The following is an 18384-nucleotide window of genomic DNA, read 5'->3' as shown; positions in this document are numbered from 1 at the left end:
GATCAGGGCTTTCAGCCAGCAGCACTATCGGCAGCGACCCGGGGCATGCCTTTCCTGCCTCGACCCTGGGTCGCCGTTCTGTACTCTATAAGATGTCGTAAAACCGCCTCGAAAGAATTGTCATAGCGTCACATCTGCCCTCTAGGCTCGCCGCCCCAGACAACTTGTAACAAGTTGTATCAAAGAGGCTAAGGGGAAGAGTCGGTGAAACGTTCAGGCAATAAACCCGCGGTAATCACGGCCGTGTTGACGGCATCACTGCTGGCGGTGTCGGTGCAGGCCGCTAGCCGCTCGGGTAGCAATGCCACCAATGGGGTCGATCTGCTGTCGGGATACAATAAGCTCTGGACGCCGGGCGCTACCTGGAATACTGGATCCCCGACCGCCCTGGGCGCGCCCATCCTGCAGCGCAACGTGCAGTATGTGATCGATCTGTCCCACACCCGTACCCACGACCAGGAAGTGGCTGCCTATTACGACGACCGTCGTGACCAGAGCTACAGCCTGATCAGTGGCCTGGGTCCCTTGGCCGAGGCCTATCGAGTCGGCGCGGGAGCCTTCACCACCATTCCCCAATTCGACGCCTCGACCCAGACGGTCAAGTACGAAGACCAGGGCAATGGCTCGGGCGACATCCATTCGCGCCTGGGCAAGGTCGCCCAACTGGTCAAGGCGATTCGCGACGACGCCTCCACCAGTTCGGCGAAGAACTTCTATCAGTATCCTCGGCCCTGGAGGCAAACCAGCGAAGACATCGTGGCGCCGTCCCTGCGTCCGGCGCGCAGCCAAACGCCCGCGAGCGATGGCGGCTTTCCCAGCGGCCATACCAATGCGGCCTATCTGGCCGGCATCGGCTACGGCTACGCCGTGCCTCAGCGCCTGGGAGAGGAACTCTTCCGCGCCTCTGAGCTGGGCAACAATCGCATCGTCGCCGGCATGCACTCGCCGCTGGATGTGATCGGTGGGCGCATCACCGCTACCTATTTCGCCATCGACAACCTGGTCAACAACGCCCAGTTGCGCAGCGATGCCTTCGCCCAGGCCCAGGCCTACTTCGCTCAGCAGTGTGGCGGCGACATCAACAACTGCGTGGCTCAAGTCGATCCGGCTACCGACCAGCAGTCGCAGCACGCGCGGGACCGGGCGCTGTACACCGCCCGCATGACCTACGGCTTCGCCCCCGTTGGCCCGACCAATCTGGCGCCGGTGGTACCGGTCAATGCCGAGGTGTTGCTGGAAACGCGCTTCCCTTATCTCAGCGCCAGCCAGCGCCGCGACATCCTGGCTAGCACCGAGTTGTCCTCGGGCTATGTGGTCATCGACGAATCCAACGGCTACGGTCGGCTCAACCTGATGGCTGCGGCCGATGGCTACGGCGCCTTTAACGGCAACGTCAGCGTCAACATGGATGCGAGCCAGGGTGGCTTCAACGTCCTCGATGCCTGGCGCAACAACATCGGTGGCAGCGGCAGCCTGACCAAGAATGGCAGTGGCGAACTCACCCTCACTGGTCTCAACATCTACAGCGGTGGCACGCTGATCAATGGCGGTACCCTGCGTGGCCATGCCCAGGCCTTCGGCAGCGGCGACATCACCGACAACGCCACCCTGATACTGGAGCAGTCGGTCAACGACAGCCTAGCCAACAGACTGCATGGCACTGGCAGCCTGGTGAAGACCGGGGTCGGCTCCCTGAGCTTGACCGGCAATAGCGATTTCGCCGGTACCACCCGCATCGATCAGGGTCGCCTGGCCATCAATGGCAACCTCGGCAACTCGGCGGTCACCGTCAATACCGGCGCCACCCTGGGCGGTAACGGCAGTCTGGCCAGTCTTCACGTCGCCCAGGGCGGCATTCTCGCTCCCGGCAACTCGGTAGGGCAGCTCGACGTCAACGGCAACGCCACCCTCGACCAAGGCTCGATCTATCAGGTCGAGACCGGTGCCAGCAACCGCGCCGATCGCCTGGTCGCCACGGGCAGCATCGCCGTCAACGGCGCCACCCTGGCACTGGTTTCCAGCCCCTACTGGCAGCCCCTGGGCAGCTATCAGCTACTCAGCGCCGGTAACCGCCTGAGCGGTCGCTTTGGGCAGATCCAATCCGATTTCGCCTTCCTCACCCCGACGCTGAGCTACAGCGCTAACCAGGCGATCCTAAGCCTGCCACGCAATGGCGTGGCCTTCGCCGACCTGGCCGATGGCCGCAATGCCCGGTCCGCTGCAGAGGGGCTGGATAAGGCCGGCGCCGGCAATGCGCTGTGGAATCAGGTCGTCGCGACCAATGCCACTGGTGCTCGCTCGACCTTCCAGAGCCTGGGCAACGAACTACATGCCTCGACCAAGACGGTGCTGGTGGAGGACAGCCGCCTGGTACGCAACGCCATGGCCGAGCGTCTGCACGACGCCCAGGACGACGCTCCGTCCGGTTCCGGCATCCAGGGCTTGGCCGGCAGCCCCGAGCGCGGCCTGGTCTGGACCCAGGCGCTCGGTGCCTGGGGCCGCAACGACGGCAGTCACGACGCCAGCAGCCTGGACAGCCACAGCCATGGCTTGCTGATTGGCAGTGACATCCCGCTGGACAACGGCTGGCGCGTCGGGGGGCTGGTGGGCTTGGGTCATACCGATCTGGATCTGCGCGACGAATCCGGCTCGCTCGACAGCACCAACTACCACCTGGGGCTCTATGCCGGCCAGCATTGGGATGCCTTTAGTCTCAAGCTGGGCCTGGCCCACAGCTGGCATTCGGTGGCGGCGCAGCGCGACCTGGCGGTCCTCGGCAGCAATCAGCACCTGGCGCCGGACTATGACGCCGACACCACCCAGGCCTTTGGCGAACTGGCCTATCGGATCGACGCGGGCAGCCTGAACCTCTCGCCCTTCGCCAACCTGGCCCAGGTGCACCTGCGGACCGACGGCTTCCACGAGCGCAGTGGTGCCTTGGCGCTGGACAATCCGCGGCAGAACACCGACGTGACCTTCAGCACCCTCGGTCTGCGCCTGGCGAGCAAACCGCTAGGTGACTGGAAGGTGGTGCCGAGCGCCACCCTGGGCTGGCGCCATGCCTATGGTGATACCACGCCCGAGCACGAGGCGGCCTTCGCCGGTGGCCCGGATCTCAAACTGATGGGGGCGCCCATCGCGCGTGAGTCCGCCGTGATGCAGGGCGCGCTGGACATGGCGCTGAGCGAGACGGTGTCGCTAGGCCTGGGCTATGACGGGCAACTAAGTGGCCGGACCAAGGACCAGGACCTCAAGGCTCGACTCAGCTGGCGATTCTGAACGGGGCGTGCCAAGTGCCGGAACGGGCAGGGCGCGCAGTTAAGCGCGAGGCGAGGCCGCCGAAGAAGGACGACCCCGCTGCGGCCAAGGGCTAGAAAGACGCCAGGTTGTCCGGGGTGATCAGCTGGAAGGGCACCTGGGTGAGCGTGTTGCTGGTGGGGCCATTGGCCAGGCGCAGCGCCATGTCCACCGCGCCTTCGCCCTGGCCCTTGGCATCCTGCAGGACGCTGACCGCCAGCTTGCCCGCGCGCATTTCCTGCAACCCGTCGGGCGTGCCGTCGATGCCGCCCACCAGGTATTGCGCCAGTGGCTTGCCGGCCTTTTCCAGACCCCGGATCGCACCGATGGCCATCTCGTCGTTGTTGGCGGCGACGATGTCGAAGGCCACGCCCTTGTTGACCCACTGCATGACGAGATCGGTAGCCTCGCTGCGCTGCCAGTTGGCCGAGGCCTTAACCACGACCTGCATGTCCGGGTACTTGGCCACCACCTTCTCGACGCTTTCGGTACGCAGCTTGGTCGCCGGGTGGTGCGATTCGCCCATCAGGATCGCCACCTTGCCCTTGTAGCCGGCGCGGCGGGCCAGCTCCTCCATCTGCATCGTCGCGGCTTCCACCTCGTCCGAACCGACGAAGCCCGCATAGGCCGGCAACGGCGAGACGTTGGGGCGATAGTTGATGAACACCAGCGGCACCTTGCTGCTCATCGCCAGGGACAGCATCTCCTGGGTGTTGCTGTCATCGATGAGATTGACGATGACCGCATCGACCCGGGCGGCGATCAGGTTGCGGTACTGGCGTAGCTGCAAGGCGCTGTCGCTACTGGCGTTTTCCAGGAACAGATCGGCGTCCAGGGTACGGGCGCGTTCCTCGACATTATTGATCAGCGCGGTACGGAAGTTGTCGCGCTTGGAGGTCAAAACGCCGATCAACGGGGCACTGGCCTGGGCCACGTTGACGCAGGTGGCGGCCAGCATGAAACCGGCGAGGAGACGAAGCGTTGGCTTGAACATGAGTCGATCCCCGATCAGACACTGAAACGTTGCAGCAGCTCGCGCTGCCGGCTGGCCATGAGCGAAAGGTCCTCGCTGCTGTGCGCGGCACGCTCGGCGCCTTCTGCAGCCCGGAGCGCGGCGTCGTTGATCTGCACCATCATGCGGCTGGTTTGCTGCACGGTGACGCTCTGCTCTTCGGTCGCGGCGGCGATCTGGGTGTTCATCTCGCGGATGGTGCCGACCGCCTGGCTCATGTTCTGCAGAGCTTCGCGGGTGGAGGAGGCCAGTTGCACGCACTCCCCGGAGTGGGCGCGACTCACCCCCATGATGTCCACTACCGAGTGGATCTTCTGCTGCATCTGTTCGATCTGCTGCTGGATCTCGCTGGTGGAGCTCTGGGTGCGACTGGCGAGGGAGCGTACCTCGTCGGCGACCACAGCGAAGCCGCGCCCCTGTTCACCGGCGCGGGCGGCTTCGATGGCGGCATTGAGCGCCAGCAGGTTGGTCTGCTCGGCGATATTGCGGATGGCATCGACGATGCCGTCGATGCTCTGGCCATAGCCCTGCAGTTCATCGGTGGCCTGGGCGGCGACCTGGATCTGCTGGGCCTGGCGCTGGATGCTGTCGATGGTCTCGGCGACGGTGGTGCCGGTCGTGGTGCTCAGCTCGAAGGTGTGGTCCACGGCATCCTTGGTGTCGAGCGCGCGCTGGGCCACCTCGGCCACGGTGCTTTCCATCTGAGTCATCGCCGAGGCGGCGGACCCGAGGCGTTCGGTCTGCTCCTCCACGGCGCGGGTGGTGCTGGCGCTGATGTCGGCATTGGCCTGGGCGGTACGACGGAGGTCGTCGGCCGACTGGGTAAGGGTGGTCACCGTGGTTTGCAGCGAGCGGATCAGTTCGTTGAGATAGCCGCCCAGCTCGCTGAATTCGTCGTTGCGACTCACATCGAACTGGACCCGCAGATCGCCAGCCGTGACCTGGCGCAGCGATTCGCGGAACGCCTGCAGCGGACGCCGCAGGCCGCGCGCGACCCACAGGCCGATGAGCACGGCGGCGCAGATCGCCAGCAGGGCGACGATTAAGAGTACCTGGCGACTGGTGGCCACGCTGGCATCGGTATCGTTCTTGGCTTGCTGCGCCACGGCGACGGCCCCGCCGCTGAGGGTGCGCAGGGCATCCAGGGTCGCCTGCAGCGCCGTGCTGGTACGCTGGCGTTGGTCGTCGAACTGGGCTTCGGCCGCGGCCTGCCGCTCATAGGCCTGGCGCAGCCCATCGGGCGCGGTCATCTCGTGCAGCAGGCGCGTGACCATCACGCCCACGATACGCGCGTTGCGCTCGTCGAGGGCGGCCAGATCGCGCAGCCGGTCGGTGATGACATCCTGCTGCTGGTTGAGCGCCACGGCCAGGCTCGGCAGATCCACGCGTGCCGCCTGGGCGGCGAAGGCGGCGTAGGTCTTGTCCGTTTCGATCAACAGCAACTGGGCGGCACGGACCGCCGAAGTGGCGCCTTCCGCCTTCCGTTGTGCGCTGTAGGCCTGCAGGTAGCTGGACAGTCGATTGGCCTCGGGCGTGGCATAGCCCTGCAGGGTCCGGGTTTCACGGCGCACGGTGACCAGCTGGCGGTAGCTGTCGATGAGGATTTTCGCCTGCTGGCCGTAGGCATTGCCCAGTTTCTGCTCTTGATCGAGTGCCTGGACCAGTTGCTCGTGGTCGCGCAACAGCGCCGGCAGGCGCTGGTGCAGCTGCAGGTAGTTGGCGAATTGCTGGTGGAATTGTTGTTCGCGCGTGGCGATCTGAGCGGTATCGGACTCGGCTAGCAGACCGAGCAGGGCTTGGTTGGCGCTCAGCAGCTGCACGTTGATTTCGCCGACCGCCTGGCCGAGCGGGGCGGACTGCTCAGTGATGACCGTCAGCCGTTCATGGATGGACTGGGTACTGTTGAAGCTCACGGCGACGATGCCCAGCAGCAGAAACACCAGGAGAGCGATGCCGCCGACTACCCGTTGAAGAAGCGTCATGGTTGTTCCCTGCTTTATTGGCGATGTTGAGGCAGGAGGCCAACGGCGGCAGACGTCATGGCGCGTCTCGATGCCTGTCCATGGCCAACAGCTCCGCAGCCTAGTCGTATCACCCGACCTTTCCGCATCGTCTGCGGACGTGCGGCCTTCGCCGGGCGACCAGCTGTTGTCGATAATGATCAGATGCGCGCGCTAGAGCCTGGCGGTGCGGTTCAGGCGCTCGACGACTATCAGCTCGCTGGGCAGGCATGCGGGTTCCGCCACGCCCACCGTGCGACGGACACCTCAGGTCGCAAAGCCGGTGCGGCGGGTCAGAAACCAACCAGTGCTTCTCCAGGTCTCTGAAAGGTCTCTTTTCACAGGAATACCCGATGTCGAAAGTTCTGCTGTGCTCCCTCGTACTGGCTACTGCCGCAACCCTGGCGGCGTGCGACAAGACTTCCGAAGACCATGCCCGGGAGGCTCAGGTCCATAGCCAGAAGGCCGAGGAAAAGGCTGCCGAAGGCAAGGTCGACCGGGCTGCCCAGGAGCAGACCAAGGCCCAGGAAGACCGTGCCCAGGCCAATGACGCCGCAGCCAGCGAAGGGCGCCACTCGCCTCCCGATTCCGCCGTGCCCGGCTACATCAAGACGCCCAGCAAGGAAAATCCCTGAGTCTCGTCCTCGGTCCGCTGTCGGTTTCGGACCGGTAGCAGAGGAGGGGAGGTGAGCGCGATACGGGCGGGCACAGCGGCTGCTGTCACTGATCGCGGGGGCCGCTCCTGGCGCCTCGCGAGTCGGAGTGCCCAGGGGATGAGGTAAGAAGGCCATGGCAAGGCCTTGCCCGGGCGCAGGACAACACCCCTGGGCGAGCGGATGACCGCTATCGCCCAGGCGCGCAACGGCTGTTTACATCCGGGCCAGGAGGATTAGAGTAGGAAGCCACTTCGCCATCACTCGCCTCTCCCTGGAGCCGCCATGAGCCCTTCGCGACCGATCCACTGGTATCGTACCCGCAGCACGCTCGAACTCGTCGTCCTGGGGCTGGGCGTCATCGCTCTGGTGGTTGCGCTCGATCAGGGGCTGCGCAACTCGCCTTCCGAACACCTCGCCGACTATCACGCCTGCAAGGGCGATGGTGGTCTGGCACGCATGAATGCCATCGGTGAGATCGTTTGCCGGCTGCCCAGCCCGGTGATCGGTCAGGTGGCGGCCAAGACCCCCGCGGTGTCCGGTCTCTAACGACTTCGCCGGCTTCTCTGGGGCCTGCTCAAGCCAGGCCTGATTCCCCTCCGGTCGGACCGTGCACGTTCGACCGCGGCTTTCTCCCTCCTTTCTTCTCCATTGCGCCCGCAGTACCAGGCGTGGATCACGGCTGCCTGTTCGCCGCAATGCAAACAGCTATTACTTAACGTAACATTTGATAATGAGAGTTTTTATCATTTAAAGTGCTGGCCCTCGCGCGATGCCGCGAAGAGCAGCCTTCAAGTGCACGGCGTCGGCTGCAACGCCACGGTCACAAGGATCACCATGAACACCCAAGGAACCCTCTGCCAGCCCATCCGCCTTCCTCGCGCGGCCCTTCGTCAGTTGCTCCTGATCGGCGCGCTGATTCCCTTTCCGCTGACGGCCCTGGCCGCCACGGTGGCCGAGCAGAACGCCACGGAACTGGACACCCTGACCATCGAAGGCAATCGCCTCTACGACATGGCGCCCTCGGAACAGACCGGCGGCTATACCGTGGATTCGGCGACCGTGGGCACCAAGACGCCGGCCGCCCTGCGCGACATTCCCCAGTCGATCACCTCCTATACCAGCGACTACATCAAGGATCGCAACTTCAACACCCTGGACGAGCTGGCCAAGTCCACGGCCGGGTTGCGGGTGCTGACCAACGACAGCGGGCGTTCCTCCATCTATTCGCGCGGCTACGAGTACGACGAATACAACATCGACGGCCTGCCGGCGCCCATGACCAGCATCTTCGGTACCGTGCCCATCCTCTCGCCCTTCGACCGGGTCGAGATCATGCGCGGCCCCTCGGGGCTGTTCAACAGCACCAGCGAACTGGGCGGTATCGTCAACATGGTGCGCAAGCGCGGCACCGACGAATTCCAGGGGCATATCACCGGGCGCTACGGCTCCTGGGACACCAATTACCAGGAAATCGACCTGGCCGGTCCGCTCACCGCGAGCAAGAACGTCCGTGGCCGCTTCGTCGCCTCCCGCGCCGACAGCAATGGCGAGGTGGATTACAACGCCAATACCGACCAGAGCTACTACGGCGATCTGGACATCGACCTGTCCGACGCCACCCAGATCTCCTTCGGCCTGATCCATCAGGTCAAGAACCTCACCCCGCACAACGGCTATCCCACCGATACCCAGGGCAATCTGCTGGATTTCAGCCAGTCGCGCTTCCTGGGGGCGGACTGGAACTACTTCGACGGCAAGACCACCGACGGCATCTTCGAGCTGACCCACAGATTCGATAACGGCGGCTATGGGCGCATCGCCGCGCGGGCGTCGCATCGGGAAGCGGATTACCTCTATGCCTTCACCGCCCAGAACAACGACGCCTATCGACTCCAGGCCAGCAACCGCGATTTCGGGCAGGATGCCTACTCGCTCGACGCCAGCTACAGCCAGCCATTCGAGGCGTTGGGACAGGTCAGTGAGTTCGTCGTAGGTGCTGATTACAAGCATTACGACACCGACTATCGCAATGGCAACATCAATCTGGGTAGCATCAATCTTGCGACCTATGGGCCGACACTGTTTGCCAAGCCGGCGAAGAGCTATCAAACCCGGGTCAATAGCGATGAGAAGGAATTCGGTCTCTATTCCAAGCTGACCTTCCGCCCACTAGAGCGACTAGCGCTGATCGGTGGCGCCCGGATCGGCTGGTACCGCGGTGAGGCTAATACTAGGACCTTCGCCACCGCGAGCGCCCCGGAACGTAACGCGCCTGCCGATCAGAGCCACGACGGCTATGTGACGCCCTACGCAGGCCTGGTCTATGACCTAGACGATCATCATTCGCTCTATGCCAGCTACTCAAGGGTCTACAAGCCGCAAACTTCTTACCTAGAAGCAGACGGCAGTCCTATCGATCCGCGCGAAGGCGAGCAGTACGAGACCGGTATCAAGGGCAGCTATTTCCACGGCGACCTGAATACTCGCCTGTCACTGTTCCAGCTCACAGATGAAAATCGCGCCAGCGCGCTGCTCAACCCGAACGGTACCTCCACCGGCTTCTACACCAACTCGGGCAAGACGCGGGTACGGGGCGCCGAGATTGAGGCCAGCGGCAAATTGACAGAGCAGTGGGAGGTGCTGGCCGGCTATACATACATGCGCAGCGAAAATCTCAGCGGTGTGGCCAATACCCTCTTCGAAAGCATGCCCAAGCACATGGCCTCGCTGTGGACCAAGTACACCCTGGCCGGTGGTCCGTTAACCGGGTTGAGCATCGGCGGTGGGGTGACCGCGATGAGCGATTTCTCGCAGACCAACAATAACGTCACCGTGTCCGCCCCCGGCTATGCCACCGTGGATGCCAAGTTCTCCTATCCGGTCACCAAACAACTCACCGCGACCCTGGACGTGAACAACCTCCTCGACAAGGAATACTGGTCGCGCGTAGGTTCGGTCTCCACCTTCAACTTCCAGGGCCCCTCGCGTAGCGTGATGGTCGGCGCGCGTTACGACTTCTGAGGTCCAGGCCGACCCGGGCCAAGCTCGGGTCGGTCGGCGCGATACAGGCCATGACGATCTCTTCCACGATGCACTGAGATGCGATGAAAGATTCACTCTTCCAGCGGGACGATGTGGGCAGCGAGTCCTGGTGGCAGGCCGTCGCCTGCCGCGGCACGCCGCTGATCGAACCCACCGTGGGCGGGCGCTATCGCCTGACCTTTGTCTGGCGCGATCCCGAGGGTTTGGCCGAGCGCTCCGGTACCCAGCGGGTCTGGCTCAATATCACCGGGGTCACCGACCACCATCAACCGGGCCTGCCGCAGAGCCTGCGGCGTCTGCCAGGCACCGATGTCTGGGCGTGGGAGACCGAGCTGGAGGGTCGCTGGCGCGGCAGTTACTGCCTGATCCCCAGTGGGGAGCCGGCGCCCTTCGAAGGCGAGGTCCAGCCTGATCTCCAGGGCATCCGCCTCTGGTGGCGCAGCGTCTTTCCCCTGGCCCAGGCCGACCGGCTCAATCCCCGCCGCGCCTGGCAGGGTGGCCGCGGGTTGGCGGTGTCGGGCGTGCATCTGCCGGATGCGCCTGCGCAACCGGCCTGGGCGGCCTTCGACACCGATCGCACCCTGTCTCCCGCGGCCTGGCCGAGCCTGCAGCAGTTCCAGTGGGACAGCGCCAGACTGGGCAACAGCCGCCCGGTGTGGCTCTTCGCTACCGGTAATACCACCCCTATGGAGCGGCCGCTGGCCATTCTGCTGGATGGGCAATTCTGGGCCCAGACGATGCCCATCGGCGTGCCGTTGCAAGAGCTCACGGATGCCGGCCAGTTGCCGGAAGCGGTCTATCTGCTGATCGACCACAGCGATCGCGCCCTGCGTGGTAGCGAGTTGCCCTGCAATCCCGAGTTCTGGCTGGCGCTGCAGGAAGAGCTGCTACCCCAGGTGCGCGACTGGGCGCCCCATGCCCAGTCGGCCACCTCGACCGTGGTCGCCGGGCAGAGCTTTGGCGGGTTGGCGGCGCTCTATGCCGCCTTGCACTGGCCGGAGCGCTTCGGCTGCGCGCTGAGCCAGTCCGGTTCCTTCTGGTGGCCGCAACGCGGCAAACCAGGCCGACTGTTCGAGGCGCTGGAAAGCGGGCGGGGGAGGGGGTATCCCTTGCGGCTGTTCATCGAGGCGGGGCTGCGCGAGCCGGCCATCCTCGAAGCCTCCCGGGCCTTGGTCCCGCGCCTGCGCGAGCAGGGCCACGCGCTCGACTATCGCGAGATCGATGGGGGCCATGATGCCCTCTGGTGGCGCGGAGGCCTGCTCGACGGCCTGGTCCGGCTCTGGCAACCCCTGGTCGCCGCCGACGCCCACCGCTAATCCCTACTGCCAGGAGGTCCGATGGACGCTCTCAATCCCTTCGACGATCCCGCGCAGGTGCTGCTGATCCTGCGCAATGCCCGGGGCCAGTGCAGCCTCTGGCCGGAGGCTATGGCCGTTCCCGCCGGCTGGGCGCCGGTGTTCGGGCCCGCGCCGCGCGCGGCCTGCGACGACTGGCTGGCCAGCCACTGGCGCGATATCCGCCCGGTCGCCTCTCTGCTTTCCTGACTGGAGTTCCTGTGTCCTCTACGCCCTCTTGCGTCTTTCCCGAGCTGCCCCTGGTCGCCGCCCAGCCCGGTATCTGGATGGCCGATCAGCTGTCGCCCCATGCCAATGCCTTCGCCGTGGCCCATCTGGTCGAGTTGCGCGGGCCGCTCGACGCCCAGGCGCTGCTGGCGGCCATCGTCCAGGGCCTCGGCGAACTGGACAGCCTGCAGCTCAGGTTCGCCGAGCGTGAGGGCGAACTGGTGCAGTGGATCGACCACACTGCGGTGATCACTGCGCCCGAGTGGCTGGATCTGCGCGATGCGGCGGATCCCGAGCATGCGGCGCGAACGGCCATCCGCGCCGATCTCGACGGCGACCTGCGGGCCACCAGTGGCGGTCCGCTGTGGCTCAACCGGATCTACCAGCTGGGCGACGATCACCTGTTCTGGTACCAGCGTTATCACCACCTGCTGATCGACGGCTATGGCTTCGCCGCCCTGGCCAAGCGGGTGGCCGCCCTGTACAGCGCCGCGATGCGGAACGAGACGGCCGAGGCCTCGCCCTTCGTCTCCTTCGCCGAGGTGGTGCGCGAGTATCAGGACTATCAGCAGTCGGCCGTCCGCGAGCGCGACGAAGCCTTCTGGCGCGAACGCGGTGCGACCTTGCCGCCGGCGGCCTCCCTGGCGCCGGGTGGCCTGTCGGGACAGGTGCCCACGCCGCGGGTGGTGGAGGCGCGCGCCCGGGTACCTGCCGAGGTCTTCGCCAGACTGGCCGAACAGGGCAAGGCCCAAGGGGTGACGCCAGCGGATCTGGCTGTGGCCCTGGCCGCCACCTGGTTCGCCCGTCTCAGCGGGCAACCGGCCTTCAGCGCCGGCTTCATCTTCATGCGGCGCATGGGGTCGGTGGCGCTCAAATCCGGTGGCGCGACCCTCAACGTCCTGCCGCTGGGCGTGCGTACCGACTCGACCCAGAGGCTGCCGGAGCTGGCTGCCGGGTTGGCCGCCGAGCTCAAGAAGGTGCGTCGCCACCAGCGTTACGACGCCGAGCAGATCGCCCGCGATCTCGGCCGGCCGGGCGATGCCGAGCCGCTGACCGGACCAGTCATCAACCTCAAGCTGTTCGATTTCGCCCTGGATTTCGCCGGGGTGCCGGGCATCACCCACGAACTGGCCTCGGGGCCGGTGCGCGACCTGGAGATCGCCCTCTACCTGGAGGCGAGCGGTGCCCTGGACATCAAGCTGCTGGGCAATGCCGAGCGCTATGCCGCCGAGCTGCTGCAGGGACACGCCGCGCGCTTTGGCCTGCTGGCGGAGCAATTCGCCGATCACCCTGGCCTTACCCTGGGTGAAGCAGACCTGTTGGCCCCGGCAGACCGGAACTGGCTGGCCGCGATCAACGCCACTGAGCGCGCGCTACCGGCGACCACCCTGGTGACCCTGTTGGCCGACCAGGCAGCGCGCACGCCGTCGGCGCCCGCGCTGGCCGATCTGCAGCACGCCTTCAGCTATCGGGAAACGCGCCAGCAGGTGCTGGCCCTGGCCCAACGGCTGAGCGCGGCCGGGGTAGGGCGGGGCGATATCGTTGCCGTGGCCCTACCGCGTTCGGTGTTCCTGTCCCTGGCGCTGCTGGCCACGATCGAACTGGGCGCCGCCTACCTGCCGCTGGACAGCGGCTATCCTGACGAGCGCCTGCAACTGATGCTCGACGACGCCCGGCCACGGGTGCTGGTGACCGATGCCAGCCAGCGCGGGCGTTTCCCGGGGTTGGACGATAGCCAGGTGCTGATTCTGGATGCGCCCCTGAAGGGGTTGGACCAGGATCCGGTGTTCGAAGGGCCGCGCCCCGGCGATCCGGCCTATCTGCTCTATACCTCCGGCTCCACCGGTCGCCCCAAGGGCGTGGTGGTCGGCCATGCCGCCATCGTCAATCGCCTGCTGTGGATGCAGGACAGCTATCCCATCGGCGCCGGCGACACCGTCTTGCAGAAGACACCGAGCAGTTTCGATGTCTCGGTCTGGGAGTTCTTCTGGCCGCTGCTAGTGGGCGCCCGGCTGTACCTGGCGCCGCCCGAGGCCCATCGCGATCCCGCGGCGCTGCAGGAGCTGTTCGCTCGCGAGCGGGTGACCACGGTGCACTTCGTGCCGTCGATGCTGGCGGCCTTCGTCGCCAGCCTGGACGAGCCGGCCGCGGTGGCCCGCTGCGCCAGCCTGCGTCAGGTGTTCTGCAGCGGTGAAGCCCTGCCCGCCGAGCTGGCCCGTACCTGGGAGCGCCGGGTCGGCGCGCCCCTGCACAATCTCTATGGCCCCACCGAGGCCGCGGTGGACGTCTCCTACCATCCGGCCCATGGCGCCGCCCTGGCGGCTGTTACCGGCAGCAGCGTGCCCATCGGCAAGCCGGTGTGGAACACCGGGCTGCACATCCTTGATGAACGCCTGCGTCCAGTGCCGCCGGGTGTGGCGGGGGAGCTCTATCTGAGCGGGGTGCAACTCGCCGATGGCTACCTGGGCCGACCGGAGCTGACCGCCGCACGCTTCATCGCCGCGCCGGACGGGCAGGGCGAGCGGCTGTATCGCACCGGCGACGTGGCGCGCTGGCTGCCGGAGGGCGTCGTCGAGTACCTCGGGCGCAGCGACGACCAGGTCAAGCTGCGCGGGCAGCGCATCGAACTGGCGGAAATCGACCATGCCCTGCTGGCGCTGCCAGGCGTGGCCCAGGCGGTCACCCATGCCCGGGTGCTGGGCGAGGCGGCCAACAGCGCGGGTGGCGATGCGCGCCAACTGGTGGGTTATCTGATCGCCCAGCCGGGCGCCGCACTGGACCTGGAGCGCCTGCGCACGCGCCTGGGCGAAAGCCTGCCGCCGCATCTGGTGCCAGTGGCCCTGGTGGAGCTGGACACCCTGCCTCTGGGGGCCACCGGCAAGCTGGATCGCAAGGCTCTGCCGGCGCCCCAGGGCGTGGCCAGGGCCGCGAGCCGACCCCTGGCGCCGGGGCTGGAGAGTGAATTGGCGGCGGCCTTTTCCGAGGTGCTCGGCTGCGCCATCGGTGGCGCGGACGATGACTTCTTCGCCCTGGGCGGTCATTCGTTGCTGGCCATGACCCTGGCGGCCAATCTGCGGCGGCGGCTGGGGCAGCCGGTGTCCATCGGCCAGATCATGGTGGCCTCCAGTGTCGCCCGCCTGGCGCGCCAGCTGGAGCAGGACGCGGCCCGCGAAACCCGTGCCGGCTTCGAGACCCTGCTGCCGCTGCGCCCGGGCGACGGTCCCACGCTGTTCTGTTTCCATCCGGCCTCGGGCTTCGCCTGGCAATTCAGCGTGCTGGCTCGGCACCTGGATCCGCGCTGGTCGTTGCTCGGTATCCAGTCGCCGCGTCCGGACGGCCCCCTGGCCCAGGGCGCCGATCTGGAAGCCGTCATCCAGCGCCATCTGCGCACCCTGCGCGAGGTGCAGCCGCAGGGTCCCTATCATCTGCTCGGCTATTCCCTGGGCGGTACCCTGGCCCAGGGCCTGGCGGCGCGGTTGCAGGCGGCCGGGGAGCAGGTCGCCTTCCTTGGCCTGCTCGATACCTATCCGCCGGAAACCCAGAACTGGCAGGAGCGCGAGGGCCAGCGCGAGCTGGATCCGGAGGTGCTGGCCGAAGTGAATCGCGAGCGCGAGGCCTTTCTCGCCGCCCAGCAGGGGCTGGCCGATCCGGCGCTGGGGGAGGGGGCGCAGCTGTTCGCCACCATCGAGGGCAACTACGCCGATTCGGTTCGGCTGCTGGCCACGGCGCGCAGCGCTCGCTTCGACGGCGAAGCGCTGATGTTCGTTGCCCGCCGCACCCTGCCCGCGGGAATGGACGTCAAGGCCACCTGGGCGCCCTGGATCACCCGCCTGCAGGCCCATGAGGTGGATTGCGCCCATGTCGACATCATCGCCCCGGCCCAGCTGGCGCAGATCGGTCCGGTGCTGAATCGGGCGCTGAAAGGACTCTAGCCAGCCGAGCGCCGTGCCAGGGGCACCACCATGGGTGTCCCGGCCACCGGGTCGTCGATGATCAGGCAGTCCAGGTCGTAGACCGCCTTGATCAATTCGGGGGTGACCACGTCGCGCGGGCGGCCGGTGGCCAGTACCTTGCCGCCGCGCATGGCCACCAGGTGGGTGGCGTAGCGGCAGGCGTGGTTGAGGTCGTGCAGCACCATCACCAAGGTATGGCCCTGCTGGCGATTGAGGTCTTCCAGCAATTCCAGCAGGTCGATCTGGTGGGTGATGTCGAGCCAGGTCGTGGGTTCGTCCAGCAGCAGCAGGGGTGTTTCCTGGGCCAGGGCCATGGCGATCCATACCCGCTGGCGTTGGCCGCCGGAGAGGGTGTCCACCGCCCGGTCGGCCAGTTCGAAGACGCCGGTGGCCTGCATGGCGTGGGTCACCGCACGCTCGTCGTCGGCGCGCACGCCGCCGAACAGGGTCTGGTGCGGATAGCGTCCGCGGGCCACCAGATCGCGCACCGAGATATCGCCCGGGGCCTGAGAGCTCTGCGGCAGCAGGCCCAGACGGCGGGCCACCTCCTTGGTGCGATAGCTCTGGATCGCCTGGCCGTCGAGCCAGACCTGGCCCTGGCTGGGCGCCAGCAGCCGGCTCAGGGTGCGCAGCAGGGTCGACTTGCCGCAGCCGTTGGGGCCGATGATGACCGTCAGTTCGCCATCGGGAATGGTCAGCGAGAGGTCCTCGGCGATCAGCTTGCGGCCGTAGCCCAGGGTCAGGCGCTCGGCGTGCAGGCGCGAGGAAGGGGCGTCGTTCATGAGCGGCGGGACTCCCAGATGAGCAGGCCGATCAGGTAGAGCCCGCCCAGGCTCACCGTGACCAGGCCCACCGGCAGGACATAGGGCAGGAACAGGCGCTGGGCGATGAGATCCGCGCCCAGCAGCAGGACCGCGCCGGTGAGGGCGGCGGCGGGCAGCGCCAGACGCTGGGTGCCGGTCAGGCGGCGGGCGATCTGCGGCGCGGCCAGGGCGATGAAGGAGATGGGGCCGGCCACCGCGGTGCCGGCGGCGGTGAGCACCACGCCCAGGCCCAGCAGCGACAGCCGGGTGCGCTCCACCGGCACGCCCAGGGCGCAGGCGGTGTCGTCGCCCATCTCCAGCAGGAACAGCCGGCGACTCAGCGCCAGGCTGGCCGCACCCGCCAGCAGGATGAAGACCACCGCCGGCCAGGCCTTGGCCCAGGTGATACCGTTGAGCGAACCGGCACTCCACAGGCCGGCGCTGAAGGCGGCTTCCAGGGAGGCGTGGACGATCAGCCAGGTATTGAGCGCCATCAACAGGGCGCGCACGCCGATGCCGACGATGATGAGTCTGAGGGTATCCACACCGCTGCCGCGCCAGGTCAGGGCATAGACCAGCGCCGCGCTGAGCAGGCCGCCGATCAGGGCGGCGGTGGTGCTCCAGAGGATGCTGGCCTGGAACAGCACCAGGGCGACCAGCACGCCGCTGTAGGCGCCGGTGTTGAACCCCATGATATCCGGGCTGCCGAGAGGATTGCGCAGCAGCGACTGGAACAGCGCCCCGCTCAGGCCCAGGGCGGCGCCGATCAGCAGGGCCAGGGCCACCCGCGGCAGGCGCCACTGGGTGACCACCAGTTCGATGCCGCGCGGCGCTTCGCCGAGCAGGGCGGCCACTACCTGGGCAGGGCTCAGGGCCAGGCTGCCGCTACCCAGGGCGAACACCGCCAGCAGCAGCGCGCCGCCGAGCAGGGCCAGCAGCACGGCGGGTAGGCGCAGGCGACCGGGGCGGTTCATGCTCGACCTCCCTGGCGCTGACGGCGCGCCAGCCAGATCAGCAGGGGTGCGCCAAGGAAGGCGGTCACCACCGAGACGCGCAGCTCGTTGGTGACCAGCAGGCGGCCGACGATGTCGGCGGTGAGGAGCAGGCTGGGGGTGAACAGCAGCACGAAGGGCAGCAGCCAGCGATGGTCCTCGCCGATGGCCCAGCGGCCCAGGTGCGGCACCATCAGACCGACGAAGGCGATGGGTCCGACCGCCGCGGCAGCGGCGCCACAGAGCAGGGTGATGGCCAGCAGGCCGAGCAACTGGGTCTGACGGACCCGGGTGCCGAGGGCCACGGCCAGGTCGGTGCCCAGGCTCAGGGCATTCAGTGCCGGAGCCAGCAGCAGGGCGATAGCCACCCCGCCCAGTACCGGCGGGCTGGCGCTGCGCAGCAGCTCCAGCTGACGCACGTCCAGCGAGCCGAATTGCCAGAATCGCAGCTGATCGTAGACCTGGGGATCGAGCAGGGCGATGCCCGAGCTGACACCTTCGAGCATGGCCCCCAGGGCCACCCCCACCAGCACCAGACGCATGGGATTGAAGCCGCCGCCACCGGCGATACCGGCCAGCAGCACCACCAGGCTGGCGAGCAGGGCGCCAGCGAAGGCATAGCCCAGGTAGTGCTCGGGACCGCTGGCGCCGAACAGGGCGATGCCCAGCACCACGGCGAAGCTGGCACCGGCGTTGACGCCGAGAATGCCCGGATCGGCGAGGGGATTGCGCGTCAGCGCCTGCATCAGGGTGCCGGCCACGCCCAGGGCCGCGCCGGCGAGCAGACCGGCGAGGGTCCGTGGCAGCCGTGCCTCGCGCACGATCAGACAGGCCGGATCGCTGCAACCGTGGCCCAGCGCCTGCCAGACGTCGGCCAGCGGTATGGCGGTGGAGCCGAGCGCCAGGCTGGCAGCCATCACCAGGAGCAGCAGGAGGGCGGCGCAGCCGAGGATGAAGAGGCGGCGCCTGGTCATCCGGGACGACCGACAGGAAGGGGAGTGGATGAGAACAAGGCGTATTAACACATGATAGTCTGTATTACATGCTAACAGCCTTGCCTCGGCGGC

The 18384-nt window shown here is 66.9% G+C and carries 12 protein-coding genes and 1 pseudogene; 7 read left to right on the top strand and 6 right to left on the bottom strand.

The annotated features are described in order from the left end of the window. The first annotated feature begins 234 nt into the window (after positions 1 to 234). Positions 235 to 3279, top strand: coding sequence for an autotransporter domain-containing protein (locus BMZ43_RS09250; RefSeq protein ID WP_371913866.1), 3045 nt, complete (start codon positions 235 to 237; stop codon positions 3277 to 3279). Positions 3280 to 3370: 91 nt separating this feature from the next. Here BMZ43_RS09250 and BMZ43_RS09245 read toward each other — a convergent pair whose 3' ends face one another. The 3 genes and pseudogenes from BMZ43_RS09245 to BMZ43_RS27265 all read right to left on the bottom strand — a co-directional run. Beyond that, positions 3371 to 4291 (bottom strand): substrate-binding domain-containing protein, encoded by a 921-nt coding sequence (locus tag BMZ43_RS09245; protein ID WP_093252682.1) that lies wholly within the window; start codon positions 4289 to 4291, stop codon positions 3371 to 3373. Positions 4292 to 4305: 14 nt separating this feature from the next. Next, on the bottom strand, positions 4306 to 5061 hold the full coding sequence (locus tag BMZ43_RS27270) for a methyl-accepting chemotaxis protein (RefSeq protein WP_371913865.1): 756 nt from the start codon (positions 5059 to 5061) through the stop codon (positions 4306 to 4308). Between the two features lie 102 nt (positions 5062 to 5163). Next, positions 5164 to 5559 (bottom strand): annotated as a pseudogene (locus BMZ43_RS27265) (HAMP domain-containing protein); the annotation flags it as partial. Positions 5560 to 6662: 1103 nt separating this feature from the next. Between BMZ43_RS27265 and BMZ43_RS09235 the strand changes: the two are divergent. From BMZ43_RS09235 to BMZ43_RS09210, 6 genes are all read left to right on the top strand, one after another. Further along, the gene (locus BMZ43_RS09235; protein WP_017642136.1) at positions 6663 to 6944 is read left to right on the top strand and encodes a hypothetical protein; all 282 of its coding nucleotides are present in this window, start codon (positions 6663 to 6665) and stop codon (positions 6942 to 6944) included. Positions 6945 to 7247: 303 nt separating this feature from the next. Next, the gene (locus tag BMZ43_RS09230; protein WP_093252677.1) at positions 7248 to 7511 is read left to right on the top strand and encodes a hypothetical protein; all 264 of its coding nucleotides are present in this window, start codon (positions 7248 to 7250) and stop codon (positions 7509 to 7511) included. A gap of 288 nt (positions 7512 to 7799) precedes the next feature. After that, positions 7800 to 9986: a TonB-dependent siderophore receptor gene (locus BMZ43_RS09225; RefSeq protein ID WP_093252674.1), complete on the top strand. Its 2187-nt coding sequence runs from the start codon at positions 7800 to 7802 to the stop codon at positions 9984 to 9986. Between the two features lie 83 nt (positions 9987 to 10069). Continuing rightward, entirely contained in the window at positions 10070 to 11323 is a 1254-nt protein-coding gene (gene fes / locus BMZ43_RS09220) for an enterochelin esterase (protein ID WP_093252671.1), read from the top strand. Between the two features lie 21 nt (positions 11324 to 11344). Further along, the gene (locus BMZ43_RS09215) at positions 11345 to 11551 is read left to right on the top strand and encodes an MbtH family protein (protein WP_017642140.1); all 207 of its coding nucleotides are present in this window, start codon (positions 11345 to 11347) and stop codon (positions 11549 to 11551) included. Between the two features lie 11 nt (positions 11552 to 11562). Next, positions 11563 to 15501, top strand: a complete 3939-nt coding sequence (locus BMZ43_RS09210; protein WP_093252667.1) for an enterobactin synthase subunit F — start codon at positions 11563 to 11565, stop codon at positions 15499 to 15501. Here BMZ43_RS09210 and BMZ43_RS09205 read toward each other — a convergent pair. From BMZ43_RS09205 to fepD, 3 genes are read right to left on the bottom strand one after another with little or no spacing between them, the layout of a single operon-like run. Beyond that, the gene (locus BMZ43_RS09205) at positions 15498 to 16304 is read right to left on the bottom strand and encodes an ATP-binding cassette domain-containing protein (protein ID WP_017642142.1); all 807 of its coding nucleotides are present in this window, start codon (positions 16302 to 16304) and stop codon (positions 15498 to 15500) included. The genes BMZ43_RS09210 and BMZ43_RS09205 overlap by 4 nt on opposite strands. Next, positions 16301 to 17299, bottom strand: a complete 999-nt coding sequence (gene fepG / locus BMZ43_RS09200) for an iron-enterobactin ABC transporter permease (protein ID WP_064308277.1) — start codon at positions 17297 to 17299, stop codon at positions 16301 to 16303. The genes BMZ43_RS09205 and fepG overlap by 4 nt, the downstream gene beginning before the upstream one ends. Continuing rightward, a complete protein-coding gene (gene fepD, locus BMZ43_RS09195) occupies positions 17296 to 18291 on the bottom strand; it encodes a Fe(3+)-siderophore ABC transporter permease (RefSeq protein WP_017642144.1) in 996 nt (331 codons plus the stop codon). The genes fepG and fepD overlap by 4 nt, the downstream gene beginning before the upstream one ends. Positions 18292 to 18384 lie beyond the last annotated feature (93 nt).

It is taken from the genome of Pseudomonas sp. Snoq117.2 (assembly GCF_900110545.1).
GTDB lineage: Bacteria > Pseudomonadota > Gammaproteobacteria > Pseudomonadales > Pseudomonadaceae > Chryseomonas > Chryseomonas benzopyrenica.
Note: the sequence above shows the minus strand (reverse complement) of the source record. Positions and strands in the feature narration are given on the sequence as shown.

What these genes read in the sequence shown, in the direction of transcription:
- fepD (WP_017642144.1), bottom strand. Translation starts at nt 18,291, where the DNA reads ATGACCAGGCGCCGCCTCTTCATCCTCGGCTGCGCCGCCCTCCTGCTG.
- BMZ43_RS09230 (WP_093252677.1), top strand. Translation starts at nt 7,248, where the DNA reads ATGAGCCCTTCGCGACCGATCCACTGGTATCGTACCCGCAGCACGCTC.
- BMZ43_RS09205 (WP_017642142.1), bottom strand. Translation starts at nt 16,304, where the DNA reads ATGAACGACGCCCCTTCCTCGCGCCTGCACGCCGAGCGCCTGACCCTG.
- BMZ43_RS09215 (WP_017642140.1), top strand. Translation starts at nt 11,345, where the DNA reads ATGGACGCTCTCAATCCCTTCGACGATCCCGCGCAGGTGCTGCTGATC.
- BMZ43_RS09245 (WP_093252682.1), bottom strand. Translation starts at nt 4,291, where the DNA reads ATGTTCAAGCCAACGCTTCGTCTCCTCGCCGGTTTCATGCTGGCCGCC.
- fes (WP_093252671.1), top strand. Translation starts at nt 10,070, where the DNA reads ATGAAAGATTCACTCTTCCAGCGGGACGATGTGGGCAGCGAGTCCTGG.
- BMZ43_RS09225 (WP_093252674.1), top strand. Translation starts at nt 7,800, where the DNA reads ATGAACACCCAAGGAACCCTCTGCCAGCCCATCCGCCTTCCTCGCGCG.
- BMZ43_RS09235 (WP_017642136.1), top strand. Translation starts at nt 6,663, where the DNA reads ATGTCGAAAGTTCTGCTGTGCTCCCTCGTACTGGCTACTGCCGCAACC.
- fepG (WP_064308277.1), bottom strand. Translation starts at nt 17,299, where the DNA reads ATGAACCGCCCCGGTCGCCTGCGCCTACCCGCCGTGCTGCTGGCCCTG.